At 37.4% G+C, this 24,669-nt stretch carries 19 protein-coding genes, 2 tRNA genes and 1 riboswitch; of the genes, 12 read left to right on the plus strand and 9 right to left on the minus strand.

Annotated features, from left to right (window positions below; translation table 11 throughout):
* The first annotated feature begins 181 nt into the window (after positions 1-181).
* Entirely contained in the window at positions 182-1,297 is a 1,116-nt protein-coding gene (locus H4K33_RS08525; protein ID WP_182648037.1) for a TlpA disulfide reductase family protein, read from the plus strand.
* Positions 1,298-1,425: 128 nt separating this feature from the next.
* On the opposite strand, the gene thrA is transcribed toward H4K33_RS08525, so the two are convergent.
* The 4 genes from thrA to H4K33_RS08540 all read right to left on the minus strand — a co-directional run bounded on the left by thrA (position 1,426) and on the right by H4K33_RS08540 (position 7,135).
* The gene (gene thrA, locus H4K33_RS08530) at positions 1,426-3,828 is read right to left on the minus strand and encodes a bifunctional aspartate kinase/homoserine dehydrogenase I (RefSeq protein WP_255493621.1); all 2,403 of its coding nucleotides are present in this window, start codon (positions 3,826-3,828) and stop codon (positions 1,426-1,428) included.
* A gap of 12 nt (positions 3,829-3,840) precedes the next feature.
* Entirely contained in the window at positions 3,841-4,800 is a 960-nt protein-coding gene (locus H4K33_RS16530; RefSeq protein WP_255493622.1) for an alpha/beta fold hydrolase, read from the minus strand.
* Between the two features lie 49 nt (positions 4,801-4,849).
* Positions 4,850-6,124, minus strand: a complete 1,275-nt coding sequence (locus H4K33_RS08535) for an O-acetylhomoserine aminocarboxypropyltransferase/cysteine synthase family protein (protein WP_182648038.1) — start codon at positions 6,122-6,124, stop codon at positions 4,850-4,852.
* A 303-nt stretch (positions 6,125-6,427) separates the two neighbouring features.
* Positions 6,428-7,135 carry a tRNA1(Val) (adenine(37)-N6)-methyltransferase gene (locus H4K33_RS08540; protein WP_182648039.1) on the minus strand — a complete coding sequence of 236 codons (708 nt, stop codon included), beginning with the start codon at positions 7,133-7,135 and terminating at the stop codon, positions 6,428-6,430.
* 214 nt (positions 7,136-7,349) lie between these two features.
* Here H4K33_RS08540 and H4K33_RS08545 point away from each other — a divergent pair, with 214 nt between their 5' ends.
* Together H4K33_RS08545 and H4K33_RS08550 are read left to right on the plus strand one after the other, a co-directional pair.
* A complete protein-coding gene (locus H4K33_RS08545) occupies positions 7,350-7,814 on the plus strand; it encodes a hypothetical protein (RefSeq protein WP_182648040.1) in 465 nt (154 codons plus the stop codon).
* Between the two features lie 4 nt (positions 7,815-7,818).
* Positions 7,819-8,019 (plus strand): helix-turn-helix transcriptional regulator, encoded by a 201-nt coding sequence (locus H4K33_RS08550; protein WP_182648041.1) that lies wholly within the window; start codon positions 7,819-7,821, stop codon positions 8,017-8,019.
* A 33-nt stretch (positions 8,020-8,052) separates the two neighbouring features.
* On the opposite strand, the gene H4K33_RS08555 is transcribed toward H4K33_RS08550, so the two are convergent.
* The 4 genes from H4K33_RS08555 to H4K33_RS08570 all read right to left on the minus strand — a co-directional run bounded on the left by H4K33_RS08555 (position 8,053) and on the right by H4K33_RS08570 (position 11,149).
* The gene (locus H4K33_RS08555; protein WP_182648042.1) at positions 8,053-8,583 is read right to left on the minus strand and encodes an ATP-binding cassette domain-containing protein; all 531 of its coding nucleotides are present in this window, start codon (positions 8,581-8,583) and stop codon (positions 8,053-8,055) included.
* Positions 8,584-9,062: 479 nt separating this feature from the next.
* Positions 9,063-9,758 carry a DUF1003 domain-containing protein gene (locus H4K33_RS08560; protein ID WP_182648043.1) on the minus strand — a complete coding sequence of 232 codons (696 nt, stop codon included), beginning with the start codon at positions 9,756-9,758 and terminating at the stop codon, positions 9,063-9,065.
* A 323-nt stretch (positions 9,759-10,081) separates the two neighbouring features.
* On the minus strand, positions 10,082-10,612 hold the full coding sequence (rimM, locus tag H4K33_RS08565) for a ribosome maturation factor RimM (RefSeq protein ID WP_182648044.1): 531 nt from the start codon (positions 10,610-10,612) through the stop codon (positions 10,082-10,084).
* Positions 10,613-10,624: 12 nt separating this feature from the next.
* On the minus strand, positions 10,625-11,149 hold the full coding sequence (locus H4K33_RS08570; RefSeq protein ID WP_182648045.1) for a 30S ribosomal protein S16: 525 nt from the start codon (positions 11,147-11,149) through the stop codon (positions 10,625-10,627).
* Between the two features lie 490 nt (positions 11,150-11,639).
* On the opposite strand from H4K33_RS08570, the gene H4K33_RS08575 reads away from it, so the two are divergent.
* Together H4K33_RS08575 and dnaE are read left to right on the plus strand one after the other, a co-directional pair.
* Positions 11,640-12,236, plus strand: coding sequence for a DUF6252 family protein (locus tag H4K33_RS08575; RefSeq protein ID WP_182648046.1), 597 nt, complete (start codon positions 11,640-11,642; stop codon positions 12,234-12,236).
* A gap of 117 nt (positions 12,237-12,353) precedes the next feature.
* Complete coding sequence (gene dnaE, locus H4K33_RS08580) at positions 12,354-16,886, plus strand: DNA polymerase III subunit alpha (protein ID WP_182648047.1); 4,533 nt, start codon at positions 12,354-12,356, stop codon at positions 16,884-16,886.
* A 60-nt stretch (positions 16,887-16,946) separates the two neighbouring features.
* Here dnaE and H4K33_RS08585 read toward each other — a convergent pair whose 3' ends face one another.
* Complete coding sequence (locus tag H4K33_RS08585; RefSeq protein ID WP_182648048.1) at positions 16,947-17,453, minus strand: MepB family protein; 507 nt, start codon at positions 17,451-17,453, stop codon at positions 16,947-16,949.
* Between the two features lie 260 nt (positions 17,454-17,713).
* On the opposite strand from H4K33_RS08585, the gene trxA reads away from it, so the two are divergent.
* The 7 genes from trxA (at position 17,714) to H4K33_RS08620 (ending at position 24,605) form a co-directional block, all read left to right on the plus strand.
* On the plus strand, positions 17,714-18,031 hold the full coding sequence (trxA, locus tag H4K33_RS08590) for a thioredoxin (RefSeq protein ID WP_182648049.1): 318 nt from the start codon (positions 17,714-17,716) through the stop codon (positions 18,029-18,031).
* A 527-nt stretch (positions 18,032-18,558) separates the two neighbouring features.
* A tRNA-Asp gene (locus tag H4K33_RS08595) sits at positions 18,559-18,632 on the plus strand.
* Between the two features lie 114 nt (positions 18,633-18,746).
* Positions 18,747-18,823, plus strand: a tRNA-Asp gene (locus H4K33_RS08600).
* Between the two features lie 224 nt (positions 18,824-19,047).
* Positions 19,048-19,231, plus strand: a riboswitch (cobalamin riboswitch).
* A gap of 104 nt (positions 19,232-19,335) precedes the next feature.
* A complete protein-coding gene (locus tag H4K33_RS08605) occupies positions 19,336-21,405 on the plus strand; it encodes a TonB-dependent siderophore receptor (protein ID WP_182648050.1) in 2,070 nt (689 codons plus the stop codon).
* Positions 21,406-21,409: 4 nt separating this feature from the next.
* A complete protein-coding gene (locus tag H4K33_RS08610; protein WP_182648051.1) occupies positions 21,410-22,543 on the plus strand; it encodes a YncE family protein in 1,134 nt (377 codons plus the stop codon).
* A 21-nt stretch (positions 22,544-22,564) separates the two neighbouring features.
* Positions 22,565-23,509 (plus strand): PKD domain-containing protein, encoded by a 945-nt coding sequence (locus tag H4K33_RS08615; protein ID WP_182648152.1) that lies wholly within the window; start codon positions 22,565-22,567, stop codon positions 23,507-23,509.
* Between the two features lie 7 nt (positions 23,510-23,516).
* Positions 23,517-24,605, plus strand: a complete 1,089-nt coding sequence (locus H4K33_RS08620; protein ID WP_182648052.1) for a DUF4465 domain-containing protein — start codon at positions 23,517-23,519, stop codon at positions 24,603-24,605.
* Positions 24,606-24,669: the final 64 nt, after the last annotated feature.

Below are 24,669 nucleotides of genomic sequence, written 5' to 3' on the forward strand. Positions count from 1 at the left end.
GTTTCCGGAAAAGAAAAATGAACAAAGCGACTACAGTCCTTAAAATTATTAAAAACAAATGAAAGTCAGGTAGTGATTTTTACTAGGGATAAAGGACTGAATTTATCAAATAAAATTGCACTTGTCAGAAGTGTAAAAAATGTTAAATTGCACGATAACCAATCCAATACATAAATACGAAATGAAAAAAGCAACTCTTTTATTTTTGACATTTGCGGTATCAACGCTAAGTATGGCTCAAGAAAAATTGCATATCAAGGGAAAGTTAAAAGGACTAACAGAAGATGCAAGACTCTTTTTACTTAGTGGAAATCAAGAAGAGGAAATAGTAAAACAAGGAGAGAATTTCGAAATCGAATTGCAACTAATCGAAGCTCCGGCAACTGTATATTTATATATAAGTGATGCGAGTGGACAGAAAAATACTCGTTTCTTTTTAGGAAATGAATCTGTAGTTATTGAAGGATCAATGGATAATTTTTCTCAAGATATCCGTGCTGTAAATTCAAAAAACGATCAACTGCGCTATGAAAATTACTTGGCAAGTAGAGCCCTGCGTTTAGAAGGAGACAAAATACAAAAAGAAGCGATGGAACTTTGGCAACAAGGCAAAACGGATAGTATACAATATATTTACTACAACCAAGTAGAGCCTTTAGGTAAGATGACTAAAATCTACAAACAAGTAGACCAAATTGATTATGCTTTTATTGAAAAGAATATTAATACAGCGTATGGACGATCTATGTTACAATATGTGAAGAACAGATTTACAGATGATCAATTGAAACACTTGTTGAATTTAATCAAGCCAAAGTATAAACAGACTAAAGAAGTTGTCTACCTCGATGCTTTGGTAAATTATAAAACGCTAGAAGAGGGCGATTCGTTTTACGATTTTACCGCCCTAGATCAAAAGGGAAATACAGTAGAGTTTAGTAAATTATTTCAAGGTAAACCCGTAATCTTAGAATTCTCTACGATGCATTGTGGAGCTTGTCAGGAAGCGGCTCCTCATACGTCAAAATTAGCGGAAGAAATAAAAGATAAAGTGACCTATGTGACGTATTATGTCGACAACAGAGAAGATGCTATGCAGATGTATTACGAATTAAAAGGCAACAAAGGAATAATGCTTTGGAATAAAGAAGGACGTATGAGTCTGATGAGTGCAAAATACAAAATAGAAGGTACACCAACTTATATTTTCTTTGATGCTCAAGGAAAAGTAGCTCATATAGAAGTGGGATATGATGCAGGAGTATTTGAACAGAAAGTCAAAGCATGGTTAAAATAAAAAATGTCCTTCATTAGAAGGACATTTTTATTTGAAATTTAGAATAAACAACAACCAGGAAAGAGTTAACAACGCTCTTTCCTTGGTTAACTATAAATGAAGTATAGCCTATTTTTGAAAGAGAAAGCCTATTTATCGGCCAAACGGAGAATATCACCAAATACTCCTCTAGCGGTTACAGAGGCGCCCGCACCCGCGCCTTGAATAATAATGGGGTTTTCGCCATAACTCTCCGTATAGATTTCGAATAAACTATCTGAACCTTGTAATTGTCCTAAGGCAGAATTACGAGGTACTGCAATTAATTTAGTCTCTAAAACACCTTTGTCTTGCTGTAAATCACCAGATAGTTCTCCTACATAACGCAAAACGGTGTCTGGTTTTAGTGCTTTTTTTATGATGTCAAAAGGCGAATCAAGCAGATGGAGTTGCGTTAAAAAATCGGATGTTTCTAAACTTTGCAACGCAGGCGGAATCAGATTTTGAATTTCGATTTCTTCCAATTCATTTTGTAGATCCAATTCACGCGCAAGAATGAGCAACTTCCTTCCAACATCATTACCTGAAAGATCTTCCCTAGGGTCTGGTTCTGTATACCCTTTGTCAATAGCTTCCTGTAAGATTGTACTAAATGGTTGGTCTGTAATAGAATATCGATTGAAAATGTAGCTTAAACTACCAGAGAAAATGCCTTTGATACGCGTGATGTTCTCTCCCGAGAGATGTAGTAATTTAATGGTATCAATTAGTGGAAGCCCAGCCCCAACATTGGTTTCATATAAATATTCTTTGTGATTGTTTTTTAATGTTTGACGCAATTGCTGATAAAAAGAATACGCAATAGTATTCGCAATTTTATTAGACGAAATCAAATCGAAACCACCCTCTACTAAAGGAATATAATGTGATACAAATGATTTAGAAGCGGTATTGTCTATCGCAATGAGATTCTCTAAGTGATGTTGCTTGGCAAAGGCAATGACCTCCTCTATTGAATAGGGAGTTCCTTTTTGAGCTAATTGTTGACGCCAATCGCCAGAAATACCTGTATCGGATAAAAGTATTTTTTTTGAATTTCCAACAGCAAATAAGTTCAGTGCGATGTCTTTTTTTGCTTCGATTGCTGTTGCAGAAGTTAAAATTTGATCAATCAAGGTTCCTCCAACCAAACCATGACCAAAAACAGCAAGGTTAATTTTCTTGGCTATCCCAAATATTTGCCCGTGAATCACGTTCAATGCTTTTTGAGCTTCTTCTTTGCGTACGACTAAGCTAACATTTTTACCTGTTACGGTATTGTGAAAGAGGATGGGCGTAATTTTGTTTTTGACTAATGCCGCATAAGGTTTGTCAAAGGTGGTGAGATCCTGTCCAATAATAGAAATGATAGCAATATCAGGATGAATAACAATCTGATCGACATCTTTGGTGTAGAAGTCTGGTTGAAATTCTTTTTTGAGAACTTCAAGAGCCAATTGAGCGTCTTTGCTTTCTACGGTAAAACCCAATCCTCGTTCAGATGAACCCTGTGAGATTACACCGATACTGATTCCTGCATGAGCTAGTACAGTAAAAATGCGAGCATCTATACCGACAATACCCAATAAACCACGTCCTTCTAATTGGATTAAAGCTACATTTGATTGTACAGAAAGGGATTTGATACCTTTCTTACTCGGATTAGCAGAGATTAGGGTGCCCTTGTTTTCGGGATTCAAGGTGTTTAAAATGCGAAGGGGAATTTTGTTGGGTAAAAGCGGTAAAATGGTCTTCGCATGTAAGATTGAAGCTCCAAAATTAGCGAGTTCATTCGCTTCATCAAAATGGAGTTCGTCAATTTTTTGTGCGTTTTTTACCCAATCTGGATTTGCAGTGTAAATGCCATCAACATGCGTGTAGTTTTGCAATTCATCTGAAGCAGTAAAATTAGCGAGTAAAGCTGCGGAATAGTTGCTGCCATTTCTCCCCAAAGTCGTCGTTTCTCCTTTGTCTGTTGCTCCAATAAAACCAGTCACCACAGCAAGTGCATGAGAATCTAAACTTTTAAAGTATAAAGATGTTTTGGCTTTGGAAACTTCTTCTTGTACTTGTGCCTGACCAAAAGAGGTATCAGTAACGAAAAAATGACGACTGTCTACAGCTACAGCGGGTATCCCTTGCTGTACTAAATGATGGGTTACTACTTTACTCGCTATAAGTTCTCCTTGTGCTAGTACACTATCTTTGATTTTTAAGCTGTAGTCTTCTAAAAGTGATACTCCTTCAAATAGCTTTTGCAATAGGATAAACTCCTCCTGTAAATCTATTCCTAGGTGATAAGGCCTTGTTTGAAAAGCATGAAATGACGTAAGGTAGTCTTCTTGGTTCTTAGCTAATTCTAAAATAGATTCGAGGGTGTCTGTCGTATCGCCAATTGCAGAAACTACTAAGGTAATTTTACCTTGAGCTGCTTTTTTTTGTACGATTTGTATAACGTTGTCGAAAGCTTGTCCTGATGCAAGTGACTTTCCTCCAAACTTTAATATCTTCATGGTTGTATGGCTTTAAAATAAAGGTTGTAATAGACGGTTTAATTGCTCGTACTCAATGAGAAAAGCATCATGACCGTGTATGGATTGTATTTCTTTATAGCGAACGGTTACTCCAAGCTGCGTTAATTTTTCATAGGTTTGCAACTGCTCTTTTTGGGTAAACATGTAGTCAGAATCTATGGCTATTAGGGTAATATTTGTTGTGGTTTCTTGACTAAAAACGAACAATTGATCCGCTGTCAGTCGTTGTCCTATCGTTTTTAATAAATGATTCATCATGCGATAGGCCAATAATGGATATCTTTTTTTCAGTGTCTCACCATGATGAGTGAGCCAACTCTCAATAGCGTAATACCCTGCCTCATATTGTCGATTAAATTTTTGTGCAATGGATTCGGGTGTGCGATAAAGCAACATCGCATGTTTTCGTGCATCCTCCAAAGGTTGGTTTGAGTTGTTGAGAATGGTTTCTTGTACGTGTACTTGCCCTATTAGCCAGTCCGAAGCTTGCAAGTTCGTTGCAATTGGAATGAGTTGATTAATTGATTTCGGACGCTGAAGCGCCATCTCCCACGCAACACTGCCTCCTAGACTACCGCCAATCACTGCATATAGCGTTCTAATGCCTAAACGATCAATTCCGCTCCAAAACAAAGCAGCAATCACTTCAGTTGTAAAAGCCTTGTAATTGGAGTATAGATTTGTTTTATCCTCGTCATACCCATTGCCTGGAATATTAAAAGCAAGTACGGTATACTTGTTTAAATCAATTACTTGTTTTTCGCCTATGATTTTGCTCCACCAACCATTTGTGCCAGTTACTGTGCTGTTTCCCGTTAAGGCGTGATTGACCAAAACTACAGGTGCTTGGTGTAGAGGTTGACCAAATAATTCATAGCTGAGGTATAAGGTTTGTTTTGTTTGATCAGGCAAAAGGTAATCGGTGATTTCTAAGGAGTTCAAGTGTGGCATTATCGTATGAAATTCGTTTAGGGTTTGTCTGGAAATAAAAGTGAAAGAACTATAGCGTTTTGAATACGCGATCCAAATCTTGTTTCAAATCTTCCACAGACTCAATACCAACAGAAAGACGTACCAAATCAGGAGTCACTCCTGTAGCTTTTTGCTCATCGATTGTCAACTGTTGATGCGTGGTTGAGGCAGGGTGGATAATCAGCGATTTTGTATCGCCAATATTGGCAACTAACGAAAAAAGTTGAGTATCATCTGCTACTTTCTTAGCTGCTTCGAAGCCCTTTTTTAATCCGAAAGTGACAACTCCACTTTGTCCGTGAGGCAAATAGGTTTTCGCAAGTGTATGATAAGGACTTGAAGGCAATCCGGGATAGTTTACCCAAGCCACTGATTCTTGTTTCTCAAGCCACTGTGCAAGAGCTAATGCATTTTCACTGTGTTTTTGTAAACGAATAGGTAAAGTCTCTAATCCTTGGATAATCTGAAAGGCATTAAACGGACTTAAAGCAGCGCCTAAATCGCGTAATCCCTCTAATCGAATTTTGGCGATGAAGGCCGCACGTCCCAATGCCTCGTGGTAGATTAACCCATGATAACCCGCTGCAGGTTCAGTAAATTCTGGAAATTTACCACTGCTCCAATCGAATGTTCCTGCGTCAATAATTGCGCCACCTAAAGCCGTACCATTGCCCGAAATGTATTTGGTTAAGGAATGAATTACTATATCCGCACCATGTTCAATCGGTTGAAGGAGAGCAGGAGAAGGAACCGTATTATCGACGATAAAGGGCAAGTGGTGAGCTTTGGCAATTTGAGCAATCCCCTTTAAATCTAAAACATCGAGCTTTGGATTCCCTAAGCTTTCGACAAAAATAGCCTTGGTGTTTTGTTGAATGTTCTTCTTGAAATTAGCAAGGTCTGAAGGATCGACAAAAGTGGTGTGGATGCCCAATCGCGGAAGGGTTACATTGAGTAAGTTATAGGTACCACCGTATAAACTGTTCGACGCAACGATATGATCACCTGCTTTTAATAGGGTTAACAAAGTAGTGCTAATAGCTGACGCGCCAGAAGCTGTAACAACCGCGCCAATTCCACCTTCTAAAGCGGCCAATCGCTGTTCTAAAATATCATTCGTAGGGTTGTTTAATCGCGTATAGATGTAGGCAGGTACAGATAGATTAAAAGCTCCAGCTGCATGGTCGGCATTTTCAAAAACATAAGAAGAGGTTTGATAAATGGGAACCGCTCTTGATCCTGATGTTTGTCCTACTTGATGACCTGCGTGTAACGCTTGTGTTGAAAAATTAAAATTGCTCATTGTGATTTAGATTTTGGTTGAAAAAAGACATAAAAAAAAGCCCCACCGTTTGACCGATGAGACTTCAACTAATTTATCCTACTTTATATCAGGTTAATTCATTGACTTTCGGCCATAGTAAAAGAGTGGACACATCGTGTTCATCATTAAGGCCATCATCAAAGAAGTAACATTGAAAATCATGGTTTTATTTTTTTTGAAGTAGCAGAATGTTGTACTTGTTTTATACATCCGCTTACTTGAATTATTCTAGAGCAAATTTCTGTAAAATATTTTGAATAGCAGTTATAAAAACTTGTAACACTATAATTTTAGATAAAAATTCTGAACTAGGGTAGTGAATTCAGGGGTGTAACAGTGTCTTTTTTCTTCAATTGTTAGTTCATTCAGAGGAATTTTCTCTATGCGCTTTCTTGAAAAGGCAAGTAAACTGCGTTTTATCTCACTGGTAGGTGTTCCTTTTACGCGTGTTACTTGCATCGGATAGATTTCAAACTCTGCAGCTAAGTAAATAATGCGTTCTTCTTCTTTAGCAGGGACAATAATACTAAACACACCTTCTTCTGATAAAAAATACTCCACAGCTTCAATTAATAATTCAAAGGGCAGTGAATCTTGAAAACGAGCCTTATCTCTCTTTGAATCATTGGAGTAGTAGTCTTCACTGTAAAAAGGAGGATTCGATACAATTAAATCGTATTCTTCATCCATTTCATTAGCAAAATCTTCTAATCCAGCATGGTAGCAAAATAATCGATCACCCCAAGGGCTATTTTCAAAATTGTCTATAGCTTGTTCGTGTGCATCTGCATCAATTTCAACGGCATCAATTTGTTCTGCATGGGTGCGTTGTGCTAACATTAAGGCGATGAGTCCCGTACCCGTACCGATATCTAATATTTTATTAGGGTTATGGTCAACAGGTGTCCAAGCACCTAAAAGCACGCCATCTGTACCCACTTTCATGGCACATTGATCTTGTTGTATGGTGAATTGTTTGAATTGAAACATAAGAATAAGTATAATTTCTGTGTTTCAAAAGTACAAAAAATGCAAGAGTAGGGAAGGCAATTTATCTTTGAATGCTGAGATTAACTGTAGTGTATACCTTAACTATTTAGATATAACTAGTTTTTTAGTAAAGATATTACGACTAAATGTAAAGTATTTCTTACATTGTAAAGAGTTTTTATTACATTTGAATCAACTTTATAATCAACTTACTATGGAAACAAAATTTTTATTACCTCATTCGTGTAAAAAGATAGGGTGGACCTTATTGGCAATTAGTGTTGTAATTTGGATTTACGCCGTTATCGTGTTACAAGACGATATCCCTTTTTTAGAGATGAATGTTTTTACCTTAGTGGGAAGCGCATTCCTTAAAGGTGAAACGAGTTACTTTGGCTTTATCGAAACCAATATTACTTCTACCTTGATGGGGAGTTTATTTTTGATTGGAGGGCTATTAGTTGCTTTTTCAAGAGAAAAAATAGAAGATGAATTTATTTCAAAGTTGCGTTTGCAATCTTTTCAGTGGTCCTTTTTGATTAATTACGTGCTCTTGCTCTTGTTGTTTCTATTTGTTTATGGGATGGAATTTTATTACGTAATGGTTTATAATATGTTTACCATGTTGATTTTATTTATTTTGCGCTTTCATTTTTTATTACGACAAAACAAGGAGTAGAACCATGAAGAATACGTTAAAAGTACAGCGGGCCATTAAGAACATTACGCAAGAGGAGTTAGCGAATATCATTGGTGTAAGTAGGCAAACAATCAATGCAATGGAAAAAAACAAATACGTTCCGTCAACCGTTTTAGCGCTGAAACTTGCTCGTTACTTCGAAGTGGCTGTTGAAGATATTTTTAGTTTGGAAGAAACGGATTAAGTAAAAGCAGTCGTGTTGGAACGTGAATTACTATTACAATCCCCACGTTTGATACGCTTTCATCAATGCTTGAAAGGAAGTAATACGTACATAAGGAAGACCACTGGTTTCTACTAACTTTTGGTATTTGGCTTTGCTTTTAGGGAATTTAAAAAGAATATGGCGAATCATGTTCCAATTAAATTGTTGTGTTGCACCTTCAAGATTTCCTGCTCGATCGGGGTCATTTTGTAAGGCGCGCTTTGTATAGCGATAAAGGGAATTCCATCGAGAGAAGTCTAACCAAATGATGGCAGTTGCCTGAGCAAAACGCTCTGGCATGAGAAAGCTGTAATTTCCTTCGATGACCCATTGATCATGCTGCGTTAAAAACGTTTGATGATCTGAACGCAGGAGTTCGCGATCTCTCGGTTGCCAATTGGTATAAGGAATATGAGCCAGTTGATCTAAGTGACAAATCGCCAAATCGAGCTGCTGTGCTAAATGCTGTGCAAGGGTAGATTTTCCTGCACCACTATTGCCAATTATACAAATGCGTTTTCCTAAGGTTTCTAATGGAATCATTTTTGTTGAGTGTTGTGAGTTGGTGAGTTGATGAGTTGGTGAGTTGATGAGTTGGTGAGTTGATGAGTTGGTGAGTTGGTTAGTTGATGAGTTGGTTAGTTGATGAGTTGGTTAGTTGATGAGTTGGTTAGTTGATGAGTTGGTTAGTTGGTTAGTTGGTTAGTTGATGAGTTGGTTAGTTGATGAGTTGGTGAAATCGAAACGCAGTGTAGATTCATCGAACACCAAAACCAATATAAACTAGGTGAGATAGATGGTGAGATGATGAGTCTTAAAAGCACAAACCTCACAAACCTCACAAACCTCACAAACCTCACAAACCTCACAAACCTCACAAACCTCACAAACCTCACAAACCTCACGAACCTCACGAACCTCACGAACCTCACGAACCTCACAAACCTCACAAACCTTACAAACCTCACAAACCTCACAAACCTCACAAACCTCACAAACCTCACAAAGCACACAAACCCCGCTTACTTATTCTTTTTAATTTCTTTCATTAAATCCTCCAAGTAGTCTACTTGAACTTCTTGAATTTCCAAGAGTTTTTTGTTCTGATGGACGAGTAAGTGATCTATTTTTTCGCTGAGTAATTTGATTTCTAATTCTGCTTTGAGATTGATTTTGTAATCGTGTTCTCCTCGTTGTCTATCTTTTTGTTCTTGTCTGTTTTGGCTCATCATAATAATAGGTGCTTGAATAGCCGCTAAACAGGAGAGGATCAAATTGAGTAAGATGAAGGGATAGGGATCGAAAGGTTTGGTTGTAAACACCCAAATATTGATGGCCATCCAAATAATTAAAAAGGAAAAAAAGGTGATAATAAAGGTCCAGCTTCCACCAAAAGCGGCGACTTTATCTGCAATTTTCTGCCCAAGTGTTAACTTGGTTTCGATGTCATCTTGAATATTCTCAGAGAGAATGGCATTGTTTTTTATTGCATTTACAACATCTTGATCGAGGATCGCCAGTTCTCCTTTTTCTTGGAGCATTAGTTCGGTGAGGTATAAACGTCTATATCGATTGAGTTCCCCAAGAGTGATGTAATCCTCTTTTGAAAAAGAGGGATAATCGCGTTGAATAAGTTCAAAAATACCTTTTCTTATTTCTTTGGCTCTTATTTCTTCCCCCGAATTAATGGTAAGTTTACTGATTGCACTGATTTTCATTTTTTTTCTATTAAAAGTAGAGAATTTTTTGTTATCTGTGATCAGAGATCAGTTATCAGATGAACAATCCAAATACGGTTGACCTTTTTTTTATCTTCGCTTTACTAGTAAAGATAGCACTACCATACATAGCTTGATTTATCTTAACTAAATGATACAAGAAAACCTATCTAGAGCTGGTTCTTGCTATAAGTGATCAGCAATCGGTTATGAGTTATTTTCACCTTAAATCAAAAATTTTTACAACCAACAAGTAATAACCAACAAAGAACCGCCAAGTGAAGATCTTCACTTGGCGGTTCTTTTTAACTATCAACGATGAATTAATTATCTAAATATAAGTCTACTAAACCAGCAGGAATATGGAGAATTAATCTTTTGTTTTCGCGATCTACTTCTTCGATAAATTGGTCGATCATGGGTACTAGAATTTCAGTTCCCTTGTGGTCAATTTCGAAAAGGGCTTGGTAGTTGCTGTCGTTGATACGCACTAAAGTTCCGATAGAACCCAAAGTTGTATCAACCACTTCAAAACCTTCCACTTCGTGATAATAGAACTTATTCCCTTCTAATTTGGGTAATAGGCTCAAAGGCAAATATATTTCTGAACCAATAATACGATCGGCATCCTCTTCGGAATTACAATCTTCAAATTTTACTCGTAAGAAATCATTTTTGTGCAAAAAAGCGTCTTCAATAAAAAAAGGAACCAGTTGTCCGTTAAAGTCAACGAACACTGATTCCAAATTTTCGTATAACTCAGGTTCATCTGTATCTAAATAGATCAAAACTTCCCCCTTGAAGCTAAATTTTTTTGCGACTTTGCCTAAATAGAAACAATCTTTTTTATGCATATCGCTTAGAAATTATGCTTGAGTTTCTTCGTTGTTTTCTTCAGTTGCTTCTTCAGTTTCTACATTTGCAGACTCAGCAGCAGCTTTAGCTTCTTGAGCAGCAGCAGCGCGTTTAGCGTTAGCTTCTTTCTCAGCAGCGATTTTTTGTGCTTTCTCAGCAGCTTTAGAAGATGTTAAACCATCTTTCTTAGCGTTGATTTTGTTAGCTTTCTCTTCTAACCAAGCAGCGAATTTAGCATCAGCTTGCTCTTGTGTTAAAGCACCTTTTTTTACCCCACCTTGTAAGTGGTGTTTCAATAAAGCACCTTTGTAAGAAAGTAATGTTCTAGCAGTATCCGTTGGTTGTGCACCGTTGAATAACCATTTAACAGCTGAATCTACATTAAGTTCAACAGTTGCAGGGTTAGTGTTTGGATTGTAAGTACCGATTTTCTCTAAGTATTTACCATCTCTTTTAGCGCGTGAATCAGCAGCTACTACCCAGTAAAAAGGTTTCCCTTTTTTACCGTGTCTTTGTAATCTAATTTTTACAGACATAATAATTTGTTTTGTTTGAGGTACCCGACCTCGGTTAAAAATTTGCGCAAAGATACTAACTTTTTTAATTAGTTGAAGGATTAAAATAGAAAAAATATAATTCTAAGAGGCTTGATTACAAACGAGTTATGTTTGATCAAATAGTGTGATCAAGCACAAGAGCGTTGTTTTTCTCTGTTTTATTACTACTTGGTCGCTTCTTGGTCGCTGGAAAAAACAGACTTTTTTCGCGTTGGAAAACGCTACTTCTCCTTTTTGTGAATAATGTAAAAAAAGTAGGCGGTTTCTTAAATTGAAAAGCGTAAAAATTGTATTTTTCTCAAAAGATTGAAGAGTTGACCCTCGTATAGGGGTGCATTAGTTTTTAATCTTAAGGAAATATAAATAGTACTTTGTTTTCAAAGTTAAAGTTTTATTAAAAAAATTTTTTTATGAACAATAAAAAATATATTTTTGCGATGTATATATATCACTAATAGGTTAGTACAATATGAGAAAGATAATAGGAATATTTGCTTTAGCTCTAGGATTTATGGCATGTGAAAATGATGTTAAATTTTCAAATCCTGGTATGCATGCTACAATGACATTAGACGCGATAGTTGATACAGCGAAAATTAAGGGGAATCCATATAGTCATTTTACAGAATATAAACCGCAAAGTTTTAAAGCTTATGTGGTTAATGACAAAACGCTGATTATTGATGCTAAAACCGATTCTACTCAATTGAGAATTTATTTGCCAGACTATGAGTTTGGTGCGAAATATGAATTTAACGCAACAGAAAATATTAAAGCGGATTATTTGGTGTTAAATGATTTTGATGTCGTTACTTCTATGTATTCTACAGATGCACTTTCATTAAAGGATCAAAAACCAGTTAATCGCCCAGGATATATTATCCTAGATTCTGCGGATAAACAAGTGCCAGGAACGATTTCCGGAACATTTGCTATCAACATGAATGCGTCTAAATTACCTGAAACGGAAGTGGATGAAATGAATAATCCGATCAAACGCTACGTAGATAGAAAAACATTTGACGGTGGTACATTCTATAGAATTCCACTAGAAAAAGGAAAATAGAGATTTGTAAATTTATTTATATTGGAAAAAGTCGCTTACGAAGTAAGCGGCTTTTTTTGTACCTTTGAAATTGTTACAAATCCCCCTGTTTTTGGGTTAATAATCTATAAATCAAGTATGTATTTAATTTTTGATACGGAAACTACTGGGCTTCCGAAGAGTTGGTCTGCCCCCTTAACGGATACTGATAACTGGCCAAGATGTGTGCAGATTGCCTGGCAGTTACACGACGATATGGGACGACTTGTTGAACATCAAGATTATCTGATTAAACCAAAAGGATTCAACATTCCCTATGACTCGGAACGAATTCACGGTATCTCTACTGAATTAGCAGATGAACAAGGAATTGAGCTGGAAGAAGCACTAGCTAAATTCAATATCGCTTTGTCCAAAGCGCGTTTTATCGTTGGACAAAATATCGGATTTGACGTCAACATCATGGGATGTGAATTCTATCGTATGGGTGTTGATAGCATATTGACGCAAATGCCTGTTTTAGATACCTGTACTGAAGTTACTGCCGAATTGCTGAAATTACCTGGTGGTAGAGGTGGACGCTATAAATTGCCTACTTTAACGGAGTTACATACATATTTATTTGGAGAAGCTTTTGCAGAAGCACATAATGCTACTGCCGATGTGGAGGCAACAACGCGTTGTTTTCTTGAATTAGTAAAACGACAAACGTTTTCTAAAGAGGAATTACAATGTGATGATACTTATATTGAACGCTATACAGCATGTAATCCTCAGCCTTTTCAACCTGTTGGATTAAAGCACATCAATTTAAAGAAAGCTTCAGATGAAATCAGAGCTCGTCTTGCTAAAATGCAAGGAAGTGCTGCGGAAACGATCTCTACAGAAGAACGTCAACAATTTCAACAAGCTCGATTTGCACATTTACATGTACATACTCAATTTTCTGTCTTGCAATCGACCATTGGTATTGCCAATTTGGTTAAAAAAGCAGGAGAAATGAATTTGTCTGCTATTGCTATGACGGATCACGGTAATATGATGGGAGCATTCCATTTCGTAATGGCTGTGAATAACCATAATAAAGGGATAGAAGCACAAAATAAAACACGACTTGAGCAAGGAGAAGAGGCTTTGCCTTTGTTGACACCTATCGTGGGTTGTGAGTTTTTTATCAATGAAAACCACTTGGATCGCACCAAGAAAGACAACGGATACCAAGTTGTCTTGTTGGCAAAGAATAAAAATGGCTATCACAATTTAGCAAAAATGGCCTCTATTGCTTATACAGATGGCTTCTACTATGTTCCGCGTATTGATAAGAGTGTGGTAGAACAGTACAAGGAAGATGTTATGGTGTTGACCGGAAACTTGTTTGGAGAAATTCCAGGTAAGATTTTGAATGTTGGTGAACGTCAGGCAGAAGAAGCTTTGGTTTGGTGGAAGGAGCAGTTTGGTGAGGATTTGTACATCGAACTAATGCGCCATGGTCAAGAAGATGAGAATCGCGTTAATCAGGTATTGGTCGAATTAGCGCGTAAGCACAACATCAAAATGGTAGCAACCAATAACGCATACTATCTTGATAAAAAAGATGCCAATGCACATGATATTTTACTATGTGTAAAAGATGGAGAAAAACAAAGTACCCCAATTGGAAGAGGTAGAGGGTATCGCTATGGATTGCCTAATCAAGAATACTACTTCAAATCAGAAGAAGAAATGAAAAAATTGTTTGAGGATTTACCTGAAGCAATTTACAACATACAAGAAATCGTCGATAAAGTAGAACCATTTGTTTTACATCGCGACGTACTATTACCTAAATTTGATATTCCCGAAGAATTCCAAGATGCGAGAGATCTTGAAGGTGATGGTTCTGGAAAACGAGGGGAAAACAATTATTTAAAATACCTAACTTATGAAGGAGCGAAGCGTCGTTATCCTGAAGTAACTGAGGATATACGTGAACGTCTAGACTTTGAATTAGAAACGATTGAACGCACCGGATATCCGGGGTATTTCCTAATTGTACAGGATTTCATTGCTGCTGCTCGTCAAATGGGAGTTTCTGTTGGTCCGGGACGTGGTTCTGCTGCGGGTTCTGCAGTAGCTTATTGCTTGGGAATCACCAATCTTGATCCCATTGAATACGACTTACTTTTTGAGCGTTTCTTAAATCCAGATCGTGTATCCATGCCCGATATCGATATCGACTTCGATGATGAAGGACGTAGTAAGGTTATGGATTATGTAATTGATAAATATGGATCTAATCAGGTGGCGCAAATTATTACCTATGGTAAAATGGCGACCAAATCAGCGATTCGAGATACTGCTCGTGTATTGGATTTGCCGTTGTTTGAGGCAGATCGAATTGCCAAACTGATCCCGGGAATGATGCCTTCTAAATGGAACTTAGCGCGCTTCTTGTCAGAAAGTGAAGATGTGATAAAAGGCGCTTTGCGAAGTGAAGAGTTTGATAAGGTCAAAGAATTAATCGCCTTAGCGAAAGAAGATTCCCTAGCTGCAGAAACAATTCAGCAAGCCAAAATATTAGAAGGTTCCATGCGAAATACGGGAATTCACGCTTGTGGGGTAATTATTACGCCTGATGATATCACGAAATTCGTTCCTGTTACTGTAGCGAAAGATTCTGATTTATATGTCACTCAGTTTGATAACTCCGTTGCGGAGAGTGCAGGATTGTTGAAAATGGACTTCTTAGGGTTGAAAACCCTTACCTTAATTAAGGATACCATTAAACTTGTTAAGTATAGAACAGGGATTGAAATTGATCCTGATTTGATTCCCATTGACGATCAAAAGACCTATGAGCTCTTTCAGCGCGGTGAAACTATTGGAGTGTTCCAGTATGAGTCTGCCGGGATGCAAAAGTACATGCGCGAATTAAAACCAACGGTTTTCGCAGATTTAATTGCCATGAATGCCTTGTATCGACCAGGTCCGTTAGAGTATATTCCGTCATTTATTCGCCGTAAAAACGGGGAAGAACCTATTGTATATGATTTAGATGCTTGTGAAGAATACCTACAGGAAACCTATGGAATTACGGTATACCAAGAGCAGGTAATGCTTTTGTCACAAAAATTAGCTGGGTTTACAAAAGGGGAAGCCGATGTCTTGCGTAAGGCAATGGGTAAAAAACAAAAGGACGTCTTGGATAAGATGAAGCCTCAATTTGTAGATCAAGCCGCACAAAAAGGACACGACCCTGTTGTATTAGAAAAGATTTGGAAAGACTGGGAGGCTTTTGCATCTTACGCTTTTAATAAATCGCACTCCACTTGTTATGCGTGGATTGCTTATCAAACGGCTTATTTAAAAGCACATTATCCTGCAGAGTATATGGCAGCAGTACTGTCGAATAATATGAATGATATCAAGCAAGTAACTTTCTTTATGGAGGAATGTAAACGCATGGGATTACACGTATTAGGCCCTGATGTCAATGAATCGTTCTATAAATTTACGGTGAACAATGAGTATGCGATTCGATTCGGAATGGGAGCTGTAAAAGGAGTGGGACAAGGTGCTGTAAAGACAATTGTTGATAATAGAACAAATGGTCGCTACCGATCTATATTTGATTTAGCCAAGAAAATAGATTTGAGAGCTGCTAATAAAAAAGCATTCGAAAATTTAGCCTTGGCAGGTGGATTCGACTGTTTTGAGAATACACATCGCGCTCAGTATTTCTATACAGATCCAACAGATCCAAATACATTCTTAGAAAAAGCTATTAAATACGGGGCTAAAACGCAAGAAAGTGAAAATTCTGCGCAAGTAAGTTTGTTTGGAGACAGTAGCGAAGTTCAAATTCCAGAACCCCTTTTACCGGCTTGTGAAGAATGGAGTACCATGGAAAAACTCGCGAAGGAAAAAGAGGTTGTAGGAATTTACATTTCAGGACATCCATTGGATGATTTTCGCTTTGAATTGAAAAGTTTCTGTAATGTGCGAGTGGAAGAATTGGCGCGTTTAGAAAACTTTACAGGGCGTATTGTGAGCTTTGGTGGAATGATCAGTGATGTTCAGTTCAGAACTTCTGCAAAGGGAAAAGATTGGGCTGCTTTTACTATTGAAGGGTATGACGAATCTTTTGAATTTCGTTTGTTTAATGAGGATTTCTTAAAGTTTAGACACTTTTTATTGACCAATACTTTTGTCTTTGTGCGCGTCCAAGTAAACGAAGGATGGATTCGAAAAGATACGGGCGAACGCGGTGAACCTCGCTTGCAATTCATGGAGATGAAATTGTTGCATGAAGTGATACCTTCATTCGCAAAACAACTTGTGGTACAAATGAATATTAAAGATGTAAACCAAGGTAAATTAGACGAGATTAAAGCTACGCTTGATAAATACAATGGAGATAAACAGGTTTTCTTTGATATTTATGAGTTGGAAAGAGTGGAGTTGGAAGAAGAAATTAAGCCAATTGCAATGATCCGTACTGTGAATGAAGATGGTGAACCACTTGATGAAATGATGGATGGAGAAGAATTGACGTTTGAATTAGAAGAAAAGAAAGAAGAATTTAGAATTGTTAATCGCATCGAAATGGCTAGTCGAAATAGCCGCATTACTATCAGTGCCGATTTATTAGAAGAATTGGAACGTCAGCAAGTAATGTTTAAGTTAAACTAGAAGACGATACATAAAATAGCAAAAGCCTTGGTCGATTTTGAAAGACCAAGGCTTTTTTATTTAGCTGGAAAACTGTTGTATGATGTTTTTCGCTTTTTCTAAAACTTGAGGGGTTATAGCGGTACAGTCAATAAAGTATAAGCTCTGCCATTGTTGGGTTTGTGTAGCCTGTTTGTTCGTTGGTGTGTCCCAATCAGGATAGACGCGAAATCCGCGCTTTCCTTCCTTTTTAGCAGTTGTAAGGATGCCTCTTTCGCTCAATACAGATCGAGGAAAAATAAAATATCCTATCCGATTGTAATCCTCAGTCATTATAATGTAGAAATCAAAAGGATCTGTTGAGGTGAAAGGGATTGTGATTCCCGCAATGTTTCTTTGCCATACAGTAACAAACTGCCCTGTCTTTTTGGGGGTAATTTTTGCCTTTCGGAATTTAACAAGAAAAGAAGATAAGACACAATTTTGACCTGAATAGTCTTCGCATTCTGGATCTTTAGTACAGGTGCTGAAGGTTAGATCCAAATGTTGGAGCAGTAGGGATTGTAAGTTTGCTAAATCGGTAGACATTTTTTTTAGTAAAAATAGCAAAAAAGCCACGTTCAATTTCAATCTCCCATTATTCAATACCCGTGTTGTACTCGTATACTCCAATTCAGGATGGGAGTTGATCTAAAGACTACAAGATATAGAACTGCTTGTTTGTGAGAATGCGAAAGCGCGAGGAATTAGCTTTGTATATTACCAAATAGATAAAATTGATTAAAAAGGATGAGGTAAGTATAATAATTTTAGTAGTTTTGTCCTATAACGTAAAAAAAAGTATTATCATGGCATTAGAAATAACAGACGCTACATTTGAAGAAGTAGTATTAAAATCAGACAAACCAGTTTTAGTAGATTTTTGGGCAGTATGGTGTGGACCATGTAAAATGTTAGCTCCAGTTGTATCTGAATTAAGTACAGATTTCGAAGGAAAAGCAGTAGTTGGAAAAGTTGACGTAGACAACAACCAAGAATTCGCTTCAAAATATGGAATTCGCAACATCCCTACAGTATTAGTATTCAAAAATGGAGAAGTTGTAGGTCGTCAAGTAGGAGTAGCTCCTAAAAAAACATATGAAGATTTAATCAACGACGCTTTATAAGAAGCATTGATAAGATTAAAAAAGATAAAAAGGCAGCAGTGAATTAGAATTTACTGCTGTTTTTTTTTGCTCTTTTTTGTAAGAAAAGAAAAATAATAGATCGCTGAGAGCAAAAAGGAGGGTGTAATAGGAGGTGTAAAGTAAAAAAAAGAGCACGAATTAGATTAAAAGAAGTGTAGGATAGCGTGGTGGAGCAGAAAAAAAGAGTACGTGTAGAACAAAAAAGAGCTAAAAAAGGAGAAACAGCGCATAAAAAATGAAGGAGAATTTGAGGATAATGGTTGAAAAAGAATAAAAAATACGAGTGCGAAGGTGTTTTGGAGCGAAATAGAAAAGGAATTATTCCTTCAAAAAGCGCAGTGAATCAAAAAAGCTTCAAAAAAAGTTGATTTTTTTTAGGTATATATAGTGTTGAAACTCAGGTGGCTTCTGGTTTTGATGAAAAAAAGTTTAATTTTTTTTCTCACAGGATTTGGAAGTGTAGAAAATGGTCGTATATTTGCACCGCATTACAGCAATAAAGACAAGGTTTGGTAGTTCAGTTGGTTAGAATACATGCCTGTCACGCATGGGGTCGCGGGTTCGAGTCCCGTCCAGACCGCAAAACTCAAAAGCAATTTTGAGTCAGCGAAAAAGACGAAGAAAAGAATAAATTTCTTTGTAGTTTTTAAAAAAAGTCTATCTTTGTCGCTGTAATGATTTTATGGTTAATACTGGTTTGGTAGTTCAGTTGGTTAGAATACATGCCTGTCACGCATGGGGTCGCGGGTTCGAGTCCCGTCCAGACCGCCAGTAAAAAAGAAGCCTCTCATTTCGTGGGAGGCTTTTTTTGCCCTCTAATAATCACTGAATTAATAGAGTGTAAAACTTAGTTGTGTTGTTAAGTGCGTAAGCACTAAGGTTTAGTAGTTAGACCAATGAAAAGCTTTCCTGAATTTCACGGAGAGCTTTTTTGATTTTATAGGGTATGAATAACGGACAACCACGCTCCGTAACTATAAAGCATTTTTTCTATCTTTGTTTTTTAATAAAATGGTTCTTCTGTAACAAGAAGATGTCAAAAGGGAATGGAGTGTAAGTCTCCAACAGGCCCGCTGCTGTAAGCTCATTGGTTTAGCAAGCTTAGTTGTCCACTGTGTAAAATGGGAAGGACCTTGCTAAGAGTAAGTCAGAATACCTGCCATTTTAGGTTTTGTTTCATGTTTTCGATGCCAAAACAGTAAACGTTGTTCCTTTTATGCACATAGTCTTTTTGCTAATGTGTATACGGGTTATGCGTTTGTGTGTCGAAATGATTTACACTTATGCAGGTACAGTACTTTTTATTGGTTGTTTTTTTGTGGTTTATGGGATCCTCAAGTAGCTATGCCCAGCAGCCTACAGACAGTATAACAACATTAAGGGAAATTGTCGTTCAAAAAGAAAAGGCAATGGATGTTATTCCTCCTCAACGTTTAGAGGGTGAAGCGCTACAGCGCTTGAATCAATATACTGTAGCAGATGCTTTACGTTATTTTGCCGGTGTAAAAGTAAAGGATTACGGAGGTATGGGTGGAATGAAAACAGTAGATGTCCGCCATATGGGAACCCATCATGTTGGAGTTTTATACAACGGTATCCAATTGGGAAATGCTCAAAATGGAATCGTTGATCTCGGTAAGTTTTCTCTTGATAATATCGAACAAATTGAACTGTACAACGGACAACGCAGCAGAACACTTCAATCTGCTAAAGAATTTGCTTCGGCATCTTTGGTGTCTATCCAAACGAAACAACCTGTTTTTGACGATAAGAAAAGGGTGCAAGGACATGTAAATTACACATTAGGATCTATTCAATGGGTCAATCCTTCAGCAGGTGTCGAAATTAAAGTCAATGAAAAAGTAAGTACCCGTATTAGCGGAGCATATCTTTATTCTAATGGACGGTATAAATTCAGGCAAAAACGCCATAATCTAGATGGTTCCGTTGCTTATGATCTCACAGATTATCGAAAAAATAGTGGTATTGAATCCTACCGAATCGAAAACAATTGGTTTGGAAAGGACAACGTTAATACTTGGCAAGCAACGGCGTATTTCTATCAATCTCAACGTGGTTTACCGAGTGCTATTATAAAGAAAAGTGATATTACGGAAGCAACAGAAAAGCAAAACGAACAACAAGGCGATAAAAATGTGCTGCTGCAAGCAGAATGGAAACGCAAAGTATCGCCGTTCTATCAATTTGTGCTGAAAGGAAAGTTTGCCTACGATCAAATGCATTATAAGGCAAGAAAAACAGTTGCTTTTGAAGGGGATGAGGTAACGTATAATCCTCAATTTGACAACACCTATGAGCAACAAGATTGGTATGTGTCTGCTGCTCATTCACTCACTCTTAAACCGTATTGGACGGTTGATATCGCAACGGATATGCAATACAATAAACTTCTTGCGAGTAGAGTGGGACAAGAATCTCTATTTTCTTTTCCTGAACGTTATGCCCTTTATACAGCACTATCAACTAGAATAAATATAGGACCATTGAACGCACAGGCAGCTGTATTGGGTACTTTTACAAAAGAAAAAGTGAAGCATAATTATCAAGCACCTGATCGCAGCGTATTTACTCCTTCGATTTTTCTAAGCTATCATCCTTGGAAGAATCGCCAATTTGAACTTCACACTTTTTACAAACACACCTATCGATTGCCTTCGTTTAACGATTTGTACTATACACAAATGGGAACCGCTCACTTAAAACCAGAGTATGCCCGTCAACTTACGTTTGGTTTTTCTCATCAACAACCGATTACTTCAAAAGGGTTAAAAGAACTCTACTTTGCCGTTGATGGGTATTATGCTAAGATTCGCGATAAGATTATTGCTTCACCTACATCGAGTATGATGCGTTGGATGATGTCTAATCTAGGAGAGGTTGAAAGTTATGGTATCGAAAGTCAAGTAAAAACGACATGGCAACCTTTAACTGATGTAATGGCTCATGTAGGGATTACCTATGAGTATACGGTTGCACAAGATTTAAGCGTTACACCTACTGGAAAACCGTCCTACTATGGAGATCAAATTCCCTATGCTCCTTGGCATTCGGGATCTGCCATGGTCGGATTAGACTATCGAGAATGGAGCGTCAATTACAGCTTTATTTATGTAGGGAAACGATACAATGGAAATAAAAATAACAACAAACGCAATGAATTACAACCTTGGTATACCCACGATGTAGCATTACAACGAAAAATAAAGTGGAAGAATTGGCAAATGAAGGTGAGCTTAGAAGCTCATAATTTAGCCAATCAGTACTATGAAGTAGTAACAAATTTTCCTATGCCAGGTAGAAATTTTAGAGTAGCGGTAAACGTAGCGATATAGAACCATGAGAATAGTTGTTTTTTTAATTTTTAGTCTAAGCCTTTTTTTGAGTGGTTGCCGCAAAGATGAACTGATTTTTGTGTCGGATAGTTCGGTAGTTTCTATTCCAGTTGACCTAGAGAAGTACAGTGGGTTCTATCTTCTCAATGAAGGGAATATGGGAATGAATCGCGCAACGATTGATTACTTTGAATATCAAACGGGAATCTATACTCGAGATATTTTTTCAGAACGCAACCCTACACTGCCTCGTGAATTAGGAGATGTAGGTAATGATCTCATGATTTATGGCAAAAAAGCGTATGCAACGATTAATGCCTCCAATTTTATAGAAGTGTTTGACGTAGAAACAGGTAAGCACATCAAACAAATTCACTTGCCAAATTGTCGGTATTTAACTTCTGACAATGGCAAGGTATATGTGAGCTCATTTGCAGGAAAAATAGAAGCAAACCCCAATGCTGAAATAGGTTTTGTAGCTGAGATCGATACGCTTTCGCTTGCAGTTACCCGAAAGGTCAATGTCGGATACCAGCCAGAAGAACTCGTTGTGCATAACCACAAACTATATGTTGCTAATTCAGGAGGATATCGAGAACCGAAGTACGATACAACTGTATCTGTCGTGGACTTAACCACCTTTACGGAAATAAAAAAAATCGAAGTTGCCCCTAATTTACATCGAATGCAAGTAGATCCTACAGGTGATATTTATGTCAGCTCTAGAGGAAATTATGCTGGGATTCTTCCTGCTTTGTACGTGCTTGATTCAAAAGCTGATCAGGTCAAACACAAACTTGATATACCCGTAGCTAATATGACTTTAGATGGAACTATGTTGTATTATTATACTTCCAGTTACCAATTGAATACAGGGAATAATTCGATTGCATTCGGCGTGTTAGACACCCAAACGAAACAAATAATTCGCAATTCGATAGCCACGGACGGCACAGATCAACAGCTGTTAATGCCCTATGGAATCGCAGTAAATCCAGAGACAAAAGATATTTTTTTAACAGATGCGCAAGATTATATTGGAAATGGTTATATTTACTGTTTGTCTCCGAATGGAGAATTAAAATGGAAGACCATTACAGGTAATATTCCTGCTCATCTGGCATTCATAAAAAAATAAAAGCGTACGTAAATTCGCACAATAAGAACTATGATAAGAAGATTAGGAATAATTGCAGTCACAAGTATTTGTATTGGAACGGTGATGAGCTGTTCAAGTGACAATGTAGACCAAGATGAGAATCCAAAAGAGTACAAAGCGACGATTACTAGCGTGTTGGAATATGCACCAGCTTTTGGACAGTTTGTCAATAAGTTGCCAGTATATGAAGCAGGAGATACAGTAGAGAGCATGCGCGTAAAAGCAGAAAAGGCTTTACAAAATAACGAGGTTATCACCTTAGGTGGATTTGGAGGGTATGTTGTATTTGGATTTGATCACACTATTGACAATGTAGCAGGCAAGCGCGATTTTCAAATTTTGGGTAATGCGTTTGCAAATAATGCTGAACCAGGTATTATTTGGGTGGCCTACGATGCAAATAAAAATGGAATACCTGATGAAGATGAGTGGTATGAGATTGCGGGAAGTGAACACGATAAGGCTGTTTTAGGATATGAAATCACCTATTATCGACCTACTAAGGTAGCAGATGAGAGTCTGGAAGAAATTGAGCAATATATTCAATGGTCGGATAATAAAGGAAATAGAGGATGGAAGAAGAAAAATACTTTTCATAATCAAAGTTATTATCCACAATGGATTCAAGCTGAAACCCTAACATTTAAAGGGACATTGCTGCCCGATAATGCAGTGCAAACGGGAGACTCTGAAAATAGCTGGCAGTTGAAAACATTGGCTTGGGGATATGCGGACAATTATCCCAATAGACAGGAAGGCTCAAAGATAGATATTGATTGGGCAGTCGATCACAAGGGGAATAAAGCAAATTTACCAGGGGTAGATTTTATAAAAATCTATACAGGATTAAATCAAGAGGCAGGGAAGTTAGGAGAAACATCAACAGAAGTGGCTGGGGCTATTGATTTACATATAGAAGAACAAAAATCAAAAACACTTAAATAAAGGAAATATGAAAAAAAGATTATTTAGTCTTAGTGCCTTAGTAATGGTAGGACTGGGTTTATCAACGGTTACGCTAACAAGTTGTTCAAGCGATGACAATAGCGTATATAACATCAACGTTGATAAAGGAAAGTTAACAGCAGTTACTTTTGAAGAAATTACAGTTGATACAGGAATTACAATTAATGGAGCTACTTATACTTGGTTCGATCACACGACAGGACAAGTGATTTCAAAAGAAGCGGTTTTAAAACACGCATTTAAAACGCCAGGTGAGCACAAAATCTCATTGAAAATTGAGCATAATAGCAAAACTGAGCTATATAGTTATTTAGTTGAGGTTTCGAAATCAGCAGACTACGATTATATTACTTTGGATCTTTCTGCCTTTGATTTAGGAGAGGGAATTGAAACAGCTGGAGGATACATCTGGGATCAAACATTTACAGAAAAGGCGGTATTACAGTCGGATGTATACACCTTTAATCATATGGCTTCAGCAGAGGGCACTTATTGGTCTGGATTTACTGTATCAAGCAGTACAGACAATGCAAATCACGCTGATACAGAAGGCGGATGGGCGAAAAACCAATGGGGAACAATGGCTAAAGGCAGTGTTGAAGGACATGGTGGTTATTACTTAGTAGCTTATGCTGATCAAGCACCAGCAGGATTGCAACAAGGAGCAACGGTTAATGTTGAAGATTACAGCGCTGTTGTGACGTTAGATGATGAAGCTAAGTATCAAGCGATCAGTACACAAGTAGCTATGAGTCCTTGGGCTTACTACGGTATCACAGAAGGGGATGACTTCGCTACTAAATTTGAAACAGGAGATTACTTTGCGCTTAAAGTATATGGAGTTGATGCAGACATGAAATTAACTGCTGCAGAGCCTGTAACGCACTATTTTGTTGACTTTAGAAATGGAGTTAACACCATTAGTAAAGATTGGAACAAAGTAGATTTATCTTCATTAGGTGAAGTAAAATACCTATTGTTCTTCCTTGATACAACAGATAAAAATGCACAAGGATACGCTAATACAGCACTTTATTTTACAATGGATCAATTAACAGTTAATCCAGTTCAATAAGAAGAACTAGTATACAATAATAGAAAGCCTTGCCCTTTGCGGTGAGGCTTTTTTTTCCTCGAGA

The sequence above is a fragment of the Myroides sp. WP-1 genome (genome assembly GCF_014145635.1).
In the GTDB taxonomy this organism is placed as follows: Bacteria; Bacteroidota; Bacteroidia; order Flavobacteriales; family Flavobacteriaceae; genus Flavobacterium.

Bases quoted from the DNA above. Each gene is read 5' to 3' on its own strand.
- H4K33_RS08525 (WP_182648037.1), top strand. From the start codon at position 182: ATGAAAAAAGCAACTCTTTTATTTTTGACATTTGCGGTATCAACGCTA.
- thrA (WP_255493621.1), bottom strand. From the start codon at position 3,828: ATGAAGATATTAAAGTTTGGAGGAAAGTCACTTGCATCAGGACAAGCT.
- H4K33_RS16530 (WP_255493622.1), bottom strand. From the start codon at position 4,800: ATGCCACACTTGAACTCCTTAGAAATCACCGATTACCTTTTGCCTGAT.
- H4K33_RS08535 (WP_182648038.1), bottom strand. From the start codon at position 6,124: ATGAGCAATTTTAATTTTTCAACACAAGCGTTACACGCAGGTCATCAA.
- H4K33_RS08540 (WP_182648039.1), bottom strand. From the start codon at position 7,135: ATGTTTCAATTCAAACAATTCACCATACAACAAGATCAATGTGCCATG.
- H4K33_RS08545 (WP_182648040.1), top strand. From the start codon at position 7,350: ATGGAAACAAAATTTTTATTACCTCATTCGTGTAAAAAGATAGGGTGG.
- H4K33_RS08550 (WP_182648041.1), top strand. From the start codon at position 7,819: ATGAAGAATACGTTAAAAGTACAGCGGGCCATTAAGAACATTACGCAA.
- H4K33_RS08555 (WP_182648042.1), bottom strand. From the start codon at position 8,583: ATGATTCCATTAGAAACCTTAGGAAAACGCATTTGTATAATTGGCAAT.
- H4K33_RS08560 (WP_182648043.1), bottom strand. From the start codon at position 9,758: ATGAAAATCAGTGCAATCAGTAAACTTACCATTAATTCGGGGGAAGAA.
- rimM (WP_182648044.1), bottom strand. From the start codon at position 10,612: ATGCATAAAAAAGATTGTTTCTATTTAGGCAAAGTCGCAAAAAAATTT.
- H4K33_RS08570 (WP_182648045.1), bottom strand. From the start codon at position 11,149: ATGTCTGTAAAAATTAGATTACAAAGACACGGTAAAAAAGGGAAACCT.
- H4K33_RS08575 (WP_182648046.1), top strand. From the start codon at position 11,640: ATGAGAAAGATAATAGGAATATTTGCTTTAGCTCTAGGATTTATGGCA.
- dnaE (WP_182648047.1), top strand. From the start codon at position 12,354: ATGTATTTAATTTTTGATACGGAAACTACTGGGCTTCCGAAGAGTTGG.
- H4K33_RS08585 (WP_182648048.1), bottom strand. From the start codon at position 17,453: ATGTCTACCGATTTAGCAAACTTACAATCCCTACTGCTCCAACATTTG.
- trxA (WP_182648049.1), top strand. From the start codon at position 17,714: ATGGCATTAGAAATAACAGACGCTACATTTGAAGAAGTAGTATTAAAA.
- H4K33_RS08605 (WP_182648050.1), top strand. From the start codon at position 19,336: ATGCAGGTACAGTACTTTTTATTGGTTGTTTTTTTGTGGTTTATGGGA.
- H4K33_RS08610 (WP_182648051.1), top strand. From the start codon at position 21,410: ATGAGAATAGTTGTTTTTTTAATTTTTAGTCTAAGCCTTTTTTTGAGT.
- H4K33_RS08620 (WP_182648052.1), top strand. From the start codon at position 23,517: ATGAAAAAAAGATTATTTAGTCTTAGTGCCTTAGTAATGGTAGGACTG.